At 38.9% G+C, this 11,320-nt stretch carries 11 protein-coding genes and 1 pseudogene; 4 read left to right on the top strand and 8 right to left on the bottom strand.

Going from position 1 to position 11,320, the window contains the following annotated elements; genetic code table 11:
- Positions 1-12: 12 nt before the first annotated feature.
- From ASF86_RS07865 to ASF86_RS07845, 5 genes and pseudogenes are all read right to left on the bottom strand, one after another.
- Positions 13-575: pseudogene (locus ASF86_RS07865) on the bottom strand (flavoprotein).
- 148 nt (positions 576-723) lie between these two features.
- The gene (locus ASF86_RS07860) at positions 724-1,728 is read right to left on the bottom strand and encodes an LLM class flavin-dependent oxidoreductase (protein WP_056480996.1); all 1,005 of its coding nucleotides are present in this window, start codon (positions 1,726-1,728) and stop codon (positions 724-726) included.
- 133 nt (positions 1,729-1,861) lie between these two features.
- Positions 1,862-2,371 (bottom strand): hypothetical protein, encoded by a 510-nt coding sequence (locus tag ASF86_RS07855; RefSeq protein WP_005039624.1) that lies wholly within the window; start codon positions 2,369-2,371, stop codon positions 1,862-1,864.
- A 237-nt stretch (positions 2,372-2,608) separates the two neighbouring features.
- Positions 2,609-3,028, bottom strand: a complete 420-nt coding sequence (locus ASF86_RS07850; RefSeq protein WP_005039626.1) for a glycine zipper domain-containing protein — start codon at positions 3,026-3,028, stop codon at positions 2,609-2,611.
- 196 nt (positions 3,029-3,224) lie between these two features.
- Complete coding sequence (locus tag ASF86_RS07845) at positions 3,225-4,127, bottom strand: LysR family transcriptional regulator (RefSeq protein WP_056480994.1); 903 nt, start codon at positions 4,125-4,127, stop codon at positions 3,225-3,227.
- 119 nt (positions 4,128-4,246) lie between these two features.
- Between ASF86_RS07845 and ASF86_RS07840 the strand changes: the two genes are divergently transcribed.
- The 3 genes from ASF86_RS07840 to prmC all read left to right on the top strand — a co-directional run bounded on the left by ASF86_RS07840 (position 4,247) and on the right by prmC (position 7,281).
- Positions 4,247-5,086 (top strand): type 1 glutamine amidotransferase domain-containing protein, encoded by an 840-nt coding sequence (locus ASF86_RS07840; protein WP_056481804.1) that lies wholly within the window; start codon positions 4,247-4,249, stop codon positions 5,084-5,086.
- Between the two features lie 291 nt (positions 5,087-5,377).
- Complete coding sequence (gene prfA, locus ASF86_RS07835) at positions 5,378-6,466, top strand: peptide chain release factor 1 (RefSeq protein WP_003652455.1); 1,089 nt, start codon at positions 5,378-5,380, stop codon at positions 6,464-6,466.
- A complete protein-coding gene (gene prmC / locus ASF86_RS07830; protein WP_056480992.1) occupies positions 6,466-7,281 on the top strand; it encodes a peptide chain release factor N(5)-glutamine methyltransferase in 816 nt (271 codons plus the stop codon). Before prfA ends, prmC begins: the two co-directional genes overlap by 1 nt.
- 2 nt (positions 7,282-7,283) lie before the next feature.
- On the opposite strand, the gene ASF86_RS07825 is transcribed toward prmC, so the two are convergent.
- The 3 genes from ASF86_RS07825 to ASF86_RS07815 all read right to left on the bottom strand — a co-directional run bounded on the left by ASF86_RS07825 (position 7,284) and on the right by ASF86_RS07815 (position 10,368).
- Complete coding sequence (locus ASF86_RS07825; protein WP_056480990.1) at positions 7,284-8,123, bottom strand: ABC transporter permease; 840 nt, start codon at positions 8,121-8,123, stop codon at positions 7,284-7,286.
- 3 nt (positions 8,124-8,126) lie between these two features.
- Positions 8,127-9,101, bottom strand: coding sequence for an aliphatic sulfonate ABC transporter substrate-binding protein (locus ASF86_RS07820; RefSeq protein WP_056480988.1), 975 nt, complete (start codon positions 9,099-9,101; stop codon positions 8,127-8,129).
- A gap of 238 nt (positions 9,102-9,339) precedes the next feature.
- Positions 9,340-10,368, bottom strand: a complete 1,029-nt coding sequence (locus ASF86_RS07815) for an AraC family transcriptional regulator (protein ID WP_056480986.1) — start codon at positions 10,366-10,368, stop codon at positions 9,340-9,342.
- A 169-nt stretch (positions 10,369-10,537) separates the two neighbouring features.
- On the opposite strand from ASF86_RS07815, the gene ASF86_RS07810 reads away from it, so the two are divergent.
- Entirely contained in the window at positions 10,538-11,308 is a 771-nt protein-coding gene (locus ASF86_RS07810; protein ID WP_056480984.1) for a 3-hydroxyacyl-CoA dehydrogenase, read from the top strand.
- Positions 11,309-11,320 lie beyond the last annotated feature (12 nt).

Genomic DNA, 11,320 nt, shown 5'->3' with positions numbered 1-11,320 from the left:
TGCTTTTTATTTTTATGTAGTTATTCTGATAATGATGTCGACGGGTTGTTCTATACCATCCATGCTGTGAATTGATGTATTGGTAACTTTAACAATAGGCCAAGTTTGTAATTTACAGTTAGATTTTTGGAGTGCAGCATAATAACTATCAGATTTAAAAAATACTTTTTTAGTCGTTGCCGTATTGGGTGTTAAAAGGCGCTTAAGCCATGTTTCATTTACTTGAGTCTCAAGAAAACGTAAGGCCAAAAGACTTTTTACACGATTGTTAAATAATCTCCGGTTTTTAATAATGAGTGGATGCGTAATTAACTTATGTGTGCCCATTTGACTATGGGGCAAAATAAAGTGAGGTGTAATTTGAAATACAGTCACAAATTTTGCTTGTTGGCAGATTTTTTCAAGATGGGTCACAGTATCTTGATTTGTACCAATAATCGCGACAGATGAATGTGAAAAATCAAACTCTTTAATTGAGGTTGACGGAATAACTTGACCAGCAAAGTCTTCAAAATCTTGAGCCGTATTTTGAAAATTACTGATTTTGAAGCGTTATTTTTAATATTAATACTCATTTTCCAAAAGTCCTTTTGGTTTTTCAATCATGATGTTTTTATCGTTTTAATATAAATAACCAAGCAGGAAGTTGGGGTAAAGTCTTTTCAGATAGATGGTCATCCCATACTCGAAATCAATTCAAGTATGGGAAAATCAAGTCTAGTTTTAATGTTCTGTTTTTACATTCATGAGTTGCGTAAAACTGTCTAGACGCTTCGCTGTGTCGTATATATCACATGTAAAAATAAACTCATCAACACCGTATGTCGTTAAAAGTTTTTGTAAACCAGTACGAACAGTCTCAACCGAGCCAATCTGTGCCATTGCATAGAAGTTTTCAACGGAAAGCTCTTCTGCTGTATTCCATAGTCCCTGCATTGATTCAACTGGTGGTTTCAGCTTTAAGCTTTCGCCACGAATTAAGCCTAATATACGTTGGTATGCACTTGTTGCTAAAAACTGTGCTTCTTCATCAGTCTCTGCTACAACAACAGGTACACCCATAGAAACGTAAGGTTTATCTAAATAAGCAGAAGGCTCAAAGTTCTCACGATAGAGTTGGATGGCTTGACCTAACATACGTGGTGCAAAATGCGACGCAAATGAGTAGGGTAGACCAAGTTTTGCAGCCAATTGCGCACTAAAAAGGCTAGACCCAAGTAACCAAACAGGCACATGTGTATTTTGCCCTGGCGTTGCAATAATTTTTTGTCCTGCTTGAGGGGCGTCAAAATATTTTAGAATTTCGACAACATCTCTTGGAAATTGATCTTCTGTTTCTTGATGCCCACGACGTAAAGCTCGCATAGTGAGTTGATCTGTACCAGGAGCACGGCCTAAACCCAGTTCAATACGATTTGGATATAAAGTAGCAAGTGTTCCAAATTGTTCTGCGACAACTAAAGGAGCATGGTTAGGAAGCATAATTCCGCCTGAACCTAAGCGAATATGCTGTGTATGTGCTGCAATAAAACCGAGTAAGACAGCCGTAGCAGAGCTCGCGATTCCATCCATGTTGTGATGTTCTGCAAGCCAGAAACGTTCATAACCTAGTTTCTCTGCATGTTGTGCTAATTCTAATGCGTGACGTAACGAAAATTCGATGGTTTTATCATTACGAATAGGAGCAAGTTCCAAAATTGAAAACTTGGTATCTTGAAGTGATCGCATGCGATATTCTCGAATAAGGGTATATCGAAATACTACGATATATAGGGATTAATGTATATCGTTTTTTTTCGATATTAGGTTTTATCTCTCAATAAAAAAGCACCCGAAGGTGCTCTTTTGATTCATATATGAATTAGCGGTTTTTGTACCAGCCGCGATGTAAACCATTGTCATGACGGCGATGACCACCTTTATAGTAACGACGGTCACCATCGTCATATCTACGATCATCTCGATCATAACGACTACCACGATCATAGCGATCATTGTAGTCACGATCTTCAGAAACTTTACGACCTAGCGCTGAACCACCCGCAGCACCTACCGCAGCACCGATGTAACCACCGTTGGTACCACCCATATTTTTACCGACTGTATAACCAGCACCACCACCTAAAGCACCGCCAATTGCAGCTTCTGTACGATTACGACGATCACTCGCTGCGGCGGCACCACCAGCACCACCTAAAGCCGCACCAATTGTTGCGCCTGTTGTACCACCCATGCTTTTACCAATTGCTGTACCAACCACACTACCTAACGCAGAGGTTGCAGCAACACGTGTACCATTATCTGCATGTGCAACCGTCACCATAGACGATGTTGCAATTAATGCACTAGCTAACCAAATATTCATTTTCATCTTGCAGCTCCATGTCCTTTTTACTGAGAAGGACAGTATTTTTATCTTGAGATAAATGTAATCAAAAATTTCGTGATAATTATGGAGAACCCCAAAGGCGATACGATAGTTTTGTGTCTGTTTGTATTGTTTGTATTAATCTATGGATAAATCATGAGCAAAAGAGAAAAGATGAATATTTGTTGGTCCTAATAAAAAAGCACCCGAAGGTGCTTAGTGACGTTTCATCAAATTTGATTAGTGATGACGACGGTGTTTTTTCTTCCAGTGCTTAGAAGATCTGTCAGCATCGCGGTCTTTAGAAATCTTATTACCTAGAGCAGAACCACCCGCAGCACCTAAAGCAGCGCCAACGTAACCACCATTTGTACCGCCCATACTTCTACCAACGGTATAACCAGCACCACCACCTAAACCACCGCCAATTGCAGATTCTGTACGGTGACGACGGTCACTTGCAACTGCTGCACCACCAGCACCACCTAAAGCAGCACCAATTGTTGCGCCAGATGTACCACCCATGCTTTTACCAATTGCAGTACCAGCTACACTACCTAAAGCAGAAGCGGCTGCTACATGTGTTGTGTTGTCAGCGTGAGCTACAGTAACCATAGAAGTTGCTAAAACAGCGCTACATAACCAAGCATTTAATTTCATTTTTTACTCCGTGTCCTTAGCAGCAGGACCCTATATCTTTTGTTACGGCAAATGTAACAAAACACGTTTCTTAAAATATGGAGAACCATCAATTCATTATTGTAGTTTAGTGTCTAGTTTGTATGTTTTCTATTAAAATAGAATGTTTAATACTCATATAGATAAATATGAGTCTCATTTAATTTTAATGAGTTTATTACTGGCGATCTGAACAGAGAAAATTGATCAAAGCTCTTGTGGCAGAAGACATATGTTTATGTTGTGCGTACAGTAAAGAGAAGGGACGAGTGTGGCCTGCATAAGTCTCGAGTAAAGGTTGTAATTTTCCTTGTCGAATTTTTTCATTAACAATAAAGCTATAACTCTGACATATCCCTAATCCACTTTCAGCAAGAGAAACTACGCCTAAAATATCTTCTTTTACTAAAATCCGATTTGTTGGTGTCCACTGAATTTGGTGATCACGATCTTTAAAGAACCATGGAGTGACCTTACCACTGCTAGGTAATTCAAAGGCGATACATTGGTGATGATTTAATTCTTCTAAGCTTTGAGGAATACCCATACGCTTTAAATAATTTGGTGAAGCAACTAGTTGAAGAGGGGCAAGTTCTAGTGGTCTGGCTACAAGAGAGCTATTAGGGAGATGCCCTTGACGAATAGCTAAATCAAAACCTTCAGCAATTAAATCAACATTTCGGTTAGAGATGCTGATCTCAATTTGAATGTCTGGATATTGCAAAAGAAATTTTTCTAATAAGGGTGGTAAACGATAGTGTCCATAAGTTGTAGGAACGCTTAATTTGATTTTTCCAGAAATTTGCAGTTGTTCACCTTGAACCACACGTTCTGCATGGTCGATTAGCTGAAAGGCGTGCTGCATTTTCTCATAATAAAGTTGACCTGCTTCAGTCAAGCTTAAATGACGAGTGGTCCTTCTAAAAAACTGGATACCCAACTTTTTCTCTAGCCGTGTAATTGTTCTACTAATGACTGAAGGTGTGGTAGACAAATGAATTGCAGTTGCACTAATAGAAAGCTTTTCAGCCACAATTAAAAACACTTCAACATCGGCTAGATGGTCAAATTGACGAGACATTTTGTCCTCAAACGCAAAAAAGATTTGTAAATGTGGTTGTTTTTCTACCTTGCTGGTAAAAATAGAATATATCCATCCTAGTTATAAATCCAGCACAAGGCTGGAATGAAGGTTGAATGATGAAATCTCTAAATAAAATAATGCTTGCAGTAGTTACCGCTTCAGCAGCATTAAGTGCAAATGCTGCTCATGTATTGGTTGTATTGTCTGATGAAGGGCAGTTAGAGCTGAAAAATGGTCATATTTTTAAAACAGGCTTTTATTTAAATGAGTTGATGCAGCCTACAAAAATGCTTTTAGATGCTGGGCACACAGTAACTTTCGCTACACCAAAAGGGAAAGCCCCGACGTTAGATGAGTCATCAAATAGTGCGATGTACTTTAATCAAGACGAAAAGGCATTAAAGCAGTACGCAGGCTTATTGCATGACTTTAAGTTAACGTCGCCTCAAGCTTCTCCAGTTTTGAGTTTGTCGCGTATTGAGCAAATTGGCATAGATCAGTTTGATGCCATTTATATTCCAGGTGGGCATGCACCTATGCAAGATTTGTTAAAAGATAAACAACTTGGGAAAGTTTTGACGGCTTTTCATAAAGCTAAAAAACCTACAGCGCTGGTTTGCCATGGCCCTATTGCATTGATGTCTACTTTACCGAATGCTTCTGAAGTCGTTCAGCAACTTGAGCAAGGCAAAACCGTAAAAACTGGAGAGTGGATTTATAAGAACTATCGGATGACTGTGATTAGTAACCAAGAAGAAGAACAAGCAAAGGCTTTGTTAAAAGGTGGTGAAATGAAGTTCTATCCACAAACGGCATTACAGTCAATTGGTGGTAAATATCAAAGTAATACGAATGCTTGGACTCCAAATGTCGTGGTGGATCGTGAACTTATTACGGGACAAAATCCAGCCTCGGCTGTTCTGGTGGGTAAAACATTATTAGAAAAATTAAAATAAATAGACATGGTAAAGAGGTTTTATGAATAAAGCCTCTATTGCCTTATTGGGTAAAAAGGTGACGTATTCTTTTCTATAAAAAAGCTAAATTATAGGCGAGTAAATAAATCTCATCTGAAATCATTATATTTATAAGTTGTCACTTACTCTGAAAGTTGATGAATTGGCTGATTATATATGTCATTTGAGCGGCATAATCTGTAAACTATGCGCTATTTTTACGATTTTGCTTATCTTCTATATTTACATAGCGTTCGATAAGCTTTTTGGACTTTTGAGATATTTCCTCTTATGAAAGCGTCACTCCGTTTACGACTTGATCAACTCTGTGATCGACATGAAGAACTTACCGCGTTGCTTGCAGATGTGGAAGTCATCTCCGATAACAAACGTTTCCGTAAATTGTCTCGTGAACATAGTGATTTATCTGAAATTACCGAAGTTTGGGGCAAATACCGTCAAGCAGAAGAAGATATTGAAACTGCTGAATTGATGAAGTCTGACCCTGACTTTAAAGATATGGCAGAAGAAGAAATTCAAGCGAATAAAGCGTTGCTTGGAGAGTTAGAAAGCCAGCTCAATATTTTGATGATTCCAAAAGATCCAAATGATTCTAATGCAGCTTATTTAGAAATTCGCGCCGGAACGGGTGGCGATGAGGCTGCAATTTTCTCTGGTGACTTATTCCGCATGTACAGTAAATATGCCGAGACACAAAATTGGCGTATAGAAGTACTTTCTGAAAATGAAGGTGAGCATGGTGGCTTTAAAGAAGTCATTTGCCGTGTGGACGGTGATGGAGTATACGGTCGCCTAAAATTTGAAAGTGGTGCGCATCGTGTGCAACGTGTTCCAGCGACTGAGTCACAAGGTCGTGTGCATACTTCTGCTTGTACAGTTGCAATCTTGCCTGAAATTGATGTTGATACCAACGTTGAGATTAACCCAGCAGATTTGCGTATTGATACTTACCGTGCATCTGGCGCAGGTGGTCAGCACATTAACAAAACTGATTCGGCAGTGCGTATTACCCACATTCCAACAGGTACAGTAGTTGAGTGCCAAGAAGAACGTTCACAGCATAAAAACAAAGCCAAAGCGATGGCATTGCTCGTGTCACGTTTAGAAAATGCGAAACGTGCGGCGGCGGATGCAGCAACTTCTGAAATGCGTCGTGACTTAGTGGGATCTGGTGACCGTTCTGAACGTATCCGTACTTATAACTACCCACAAGGTCGTATGACTGACCACCGTATTAACCTCACTTTATATAAGTTAGACGCGATTATGGAAGGTGATTTAACTGAATTACTTGATAGCTTACATCGTGAATATCAGGCAGATCAGCTTGCAATGCTTGCACAGGAAAATGGCGGCTAATGAATATTGCTCAAGCGCTTGCAATTCGTGGTGAGCCTGACAGTTATGAACGACAGGAAAATGCTTGGTTACTTAAGCATTTTCTAAAAATCAATTCGCTTGAATTAAAGTTTAAACTTGAGCAAGAGTTAACAGTTCAACAAGAGCAAGACTACTTGGCTGGGCTTGAGCGTATTCAAAATGGTGAACCTTTAGCTTATGTAACAGGTTCACAGCCATTTTGGACGCTCGATTTAAAAGTAACATCTGATACTTTAGTGCCACGACCTGATACTGAGGTTTTGGTTGAAACCGTTTTAAATCTAAATTTGCCAAAGAATGCGAATATTGTTGATTTGGGAACAGGCACAGGTGCGATTGCACTTGCATTAGCGAGTGAACGCCCAGATTGGCAAGTAACGGCAACTGATATTTATGCACCTACTTTAGAAGTTGCAAAAGAGAATGCGCAAACCCATGGATTACAACAAGTGAAATTTGCTTGTGGTGCTTGGTTTGATGCTTTAGACAAACAGCAATTTGATTTAATTGTTTCTAATCCGCCGTACATTGACCCTGAAGATGAACATATGCAGGCACTGGCAACAGAACCACGCCGTGCATTGGTAGCAGACCATAAAGGTTTGGCTGATATTGAAATTATTATTGCCCAAGGAAAAAACTGGTTAAAACCACAAGGCTGGATTGCACTTGAACATGGTTTTGATCAGGGACAGGCTGTTCGAAATATATTTGCTGAGCATGGTTTTAGTGAAATTAAAACTATTCAAGATTACGGCCAAAATGATCGAGTCACTTTGGCATGCTGGATTTAAAGTTATTTTTGTAGCGTATCTCGCCAACGTAATAACCAGTTTTCTAAGAGTTTCATTAAGGTATCGGTTACTTTACCTAATAGGGCTAATAAAATAATTGCAATGATAACAATATCTGGTCGAGACGTTTCTCGGCCATCACTGAGTAAATAGCCAATCCCTTGAGTGGCTGCAATCAGTTCAGCTGCAATCATAAACATCCACGATAAGCTTAAGCTGTTACGTAAACCGGTTAAAATTCCCGGAGATGCTGCCGGCAAAATAATAGATACAATACGTTGAAAAGCATTGAGCCGATAAACTTTTCCAACTTCAATAAGCTTTCTATCTACGTTATGAATCGCTGCAACCGTATTGGTATAGGTTGGAAAAAAAGCACCGATTGCAATCAGCGTAATTTTAGAACCTTCATCAATTCCCAACCAAAGTAATAACAATGGAATCCATGCAAGACTTGGAATTGATTTAATTGCTGAAAAAGTTGGTTCCAAATACGCTTCGGCTTCTTTACTTAATCCAACCCAAATTGCAAAAATTAACCCTAAACCGCTCCCTACAATGAAACCTACTAAAACACGCCATGTACTAATATAAATGTGGGCAAAAAGATCACTGTGAGCCAAATCCAAAAAAGATTGCCACAAACTACTTGGCGCGGGTAGTAAATAAGCATCGACGTAGCCATTTCTGACTAAAAACTCACAACCCACTAAAAAGATTACGGGAATGAGCAGTGCTTTAAACCAACGTGTAAATTTATTGTTTAAATGCTTTTTCTGAGATTTTAAAGCTTGCTGAGCTAAGAAGTGATTTAGCTCAGCTTTGTTAAATGAATCACTCATATACTATTTCACGACTTTTTGAGCAAAACGTGGGTCTAACAATTGGTCAACCACTTGATTGATATTGGTGCCTTTTCTAACCAAGTCTTCTTCTGTCAAAATTTTCCCCGAACGTTTCAGTGCTTGTGCTTGAGTTGTCGATGGAATGCTTTGATCAAAGTTGGTTCGGCTCAATTGTAGTTTAGCCACAGGTAGAGGAAGTTTTGATTCTTGAGCTAAAAGTGCTGCCACTTTATCAGGATTAGCTTTTGCCCATTTCCGGGCTTGTTCATAGGCTTTAATCACTGCTTCAACCGCTTCAGGACTTTGCTTTGCAAAATCTTCTTTAACACTCAGTACGCTATAGCTGTTAAATCCAACATTACGATAAAGTAATTTGGCACCTGATTGAATTTGAGCTGATGCCATTAACGGATCAAGTCCAGCCCAAGCATCTACTTGACCGCGTTCTAATGCAGTTTTGCCATCTGGATGTTGTAAATGAACCAGCTGTACATCCCGTTTACTCAAGCCTACAGTGTCTAGCGCTTGGAGTGTAAATAAAAACGGATCTGTACCTTTGGTTGCTGCAATTTTCTTACCTTTTAAGTCTTTTAAATTTTTGATTGGTGAGTCTTTTGCTACCACAAGAGCGGTCCACTCTGGCTGGCTTTGTACATAAACAGTTTTAATTGGGCTGCCATTCGCTCGACTTAATACAGCTGCTAACCCAGCGGTAGACGCAAAATCGATGCTATTGCTGTTGAGATATTCTAGCGAACGGTTACTGCCTTGGCTAAAAACCCATTTAATTTGAGTATTTGGAAGTGCTTTCTCAAGAAGTTTTTGATCTTTTACGACTAAACTGGTTGGTGCATAGTAGGCATAATCAAGTTTAAGTGTGGTTGGAACTGCTGCAAATGCAGATGAAACAAATACAAGCCCCAATGTTGATGCCAACAAAGTCTTTGATAAAGAAAATTTTGGTTTTAAAGACATAATAAAAATAGAACCAGAATAAATAATAGATCATCCTTCCATGGGTTTGATGATTTACAAACATAGTTATTTTGATTTATAAATCAGATTGAAAGATAAAAGTTTAGATAAAATTATAACTCACTGTTTTTATAGTGATAATTTAGTTTGAAGTAATGTGCTTATCTGAAATATTGAATTTAAAAGATATAAATATCATAAGCTTAAGCATTATTTTTTTAAGCTTGTGATATTTATATTATTGCTTGTGTGAAGTTAAATTATTTCGATAAGCGCCTGGGCTGACGCCAGTCCATTTTTTAAAGGCACGGTGAAACGCGCTTGGATCTTGGAAGCTTAAGTCTTCACTAATATCTTGAATTGAATCGTTGGTTTTACTTAAACGTTCAACAGCAATATCACAGCGAATTTCATTTTTAATTTGCTGGTAGCTGACGCCTTCATGTTTCAGTCGGCGTTGAACTGTAGCTTCAGAAATATTGAGTTGTTGTGCAACATCTTTAAGTTCGGGCCATTGTGCAGGATGAAGTTTCAATAAGTGACGACGAATAAGAAGGCTCAGTGCATTTTCATTTTTAAAGCGGACTAAAAGATTTTGCGGTGTTTGCTCTAAGAAATCATAAAGTGCTTTTTTATCTTTTTTAATTTTAATATCTAAATAGTGAGCATCGAATTCAACGTGATTTATCTCGGCATTAAATTTTATATCTTCACCAAAACGTACGAAATAGTCCTGAATATCTTGGGGTTTAGGGCAGCGTAGCGATATATTATTCAAGCCAATTCTTTGATCCACTAACCAGCACATGAGTCCATGCACTAACATTAAAAAGGTTGCGTAGGTAAACATACGTTTGGGTTGTTCACGATCACGAATGACCAAATAGGCTTTTTGCTGGTCCCGAATTAATTCACCCTGTAGATCATCCAAAATAAAGTTAAAAAACTTCAAAATATCGTAAAGCGCCTTTTCTAAAGTTTCCGCCGTACTGACAAGTTTAGTAAGTAATTTATAGCTACCTCGACGCATAGGGTGGCTATCCATACCAAAAAATTCATCGTTCATGGCATTGGCAAGTTCTATCCATAGTTGCGCATATGTCGTAACAGGTACACGTGCCTTGGGAGACATCAGTAATTCGGCAGGAATTCCAACTTTATTTAGAATTATTTGAGTATTTAGCCCTTTGGCATAAGCAGCACCCAGTGCTTCATGTACCAGTGCAATCGAAATAGTTCCTTTACTTAAAGAAGATTGGACAACCATGTCAAAGACTCATATTTTCTTCATATATTTCAAGTGAAATATTTCATATTTAAAATTTGGATTGATCAAAAGCTGCAAACATTTTGAGGCTTTTTGAAATTGTATCGGAAAACAACAACTTTTACTCTCACTACTAAGTTTAAAGAACATTTCTATAGGACGTTACATAATGAAAATTCAAGGGAAACATTTCGTGATTACAGGTGGTGGCTCTGGTTTGGGTGCTGCTACAGCTGAGTATTTGGTAAAGCAAGGTGCCTCTGTCACATTGGTAGACATGAATGTAGAAGCAGGTGAACAGCAAGCAAAACAATTAGGATCAAAAGCTGACTTTGTAAAACTTGATGTAACCGATGAAGCTGCTGCTGAACAGTTCTTTAAGGATGTTTTGGTCAAACATGGCAGTTTGCATGGTTTGGTTAACTGTGCGGGTATTGGCCCTTCGGCTAAAGTGGTTGGCCGTGAAGGTGTACATGATTTGGCGTTATTTTCAAAGACTCTGCAAATTAATGTGACAGGTACATTTAACATGCTGCGCTTTGCGGCAGATGCGATGAGTAAAAATACAGTTGAAGCAGGGGACGAGGACCGAGGTGTAATTGTAAACACAGCCTCAGTTGCAGCATTTGATGGTCAAATTGGTCAGGCAGCTTATTCAGCATCTAAAGGCGCTATTGTTGCCATGACATTGCCAATTGCTCGTGAGCTTGCGCGACATGGCATTCGAATTATGACGATTGCACCGGGAATTATGGAAACTCCGATGCTTAAAGGTATGCCACAAAATGTTCAGGATGCTTTGGGACAAATGGTGCCGTATCCGTCTCGTTTAGGAAAGCCAGAAGAGTTTGCTCGTTTAGTTGGGCATATTGCTGAAAATTCATATTTAAATGGTGAAGTCATCCGTTTGGATGGTGCAATCCGTATGGCAGCAAAATAATAAAAATAAGGA

It is taken from the genome of Acinetobacter sp. Leaf130 (assembly GCF_001423205.1).
GTDB lineage: Bacteria > Pseudomonadota > Gammaproteobacteria > Pseudomonadales > Moraxellaceae > Acinetobacter > Acinetobacter calcoaceticus.
The sequence above is the reverse complement of the archived record's forward strand: the minus strand, read 5'-3'. Positions and strand labels throughout refer to the sequence as shown.

Excerpts from the sequence above, each read along its gene's own strand:
- ASF86_RS07840 (WP_056481804.1), top strand. The coding sequence starts at position 4,247 with ATGAAATCTCTAAATAAAATAATGCTTGCAGTAGTTACCGCTTCAGCA.
- ASF86_RS07810 (WP_056480984.1), top strand. The coding sequence starts at position 10,538 with ATGAAAATTCAAGGGAAACATTTCGTGATTACAGGTGGTGGCTCTGGT.
- ASF86_RS07825 (WP_056480990.1), bottom strand. The coding sequence starts at position 8,123 with ATGAGTGATTCATTTAACAAAGCTGAGCTAAATCACTTCTTAGCTCAG.
- prfA (WP_003652455.1), top strand. The coding sequence starts at position 5,378 with ATGAAAGCGTCACTCCGTTTACGACTTGATCAACTCTGTGATCGACAT.
- prmC (WP_056480992.1), top strand. The coding sequence starts at position 6,466 with ATGAATATTGCTCAAGCGCTTGCAATTCGTGGTGAGCCTGACAGTTAT.
- ASF86_RS07850 (WP_005039626.1), bottom strand. The coding sequence starts at position 3,028 with ATGAAATTAAATGCTTGGTTATGTAGCGCTGTTTTAGCAACTTCTATG.
- ASF86_RS07815 (WP_056480986.1), bottom strand. The coding sequence starts at position 10,368 with ATGGTTGTCCAATCTTCTTTAAGTAAAGGAACTATTTCGATTGCACTG.
- ASF86_RS07855 (WP_005039624.1), bottom strand. The coding sequence starts at position 2,371 with ATGAAAATGAATATTTGGTTAGCTAGTGCATTAATTGCAACATCGTCT.
- ASF86_RS07860 (WP_056480996.1), bottom strand. The coding sequence starts at position 1,728 with ATGCGATCACTTCAAGATACCAAGTTTTCAATTTTGGAACTTGCTCCT.
- ASF86_RS07845 (WP_056480994.1), bottom strand. The coding sequence starts at position 4,127 with ATGTCTCGTCAATTTGACCATCTAGCCGATGTTGAAGTGTTTTTAATT.
- ASF86_RS07820 (WP_056480988.1), bottom strand. The coding sequence starts at position 9,101 with ATGTCTTTAAAACCAAAATTTTCTTTATCAAAGACTTTGTTGGCATCA.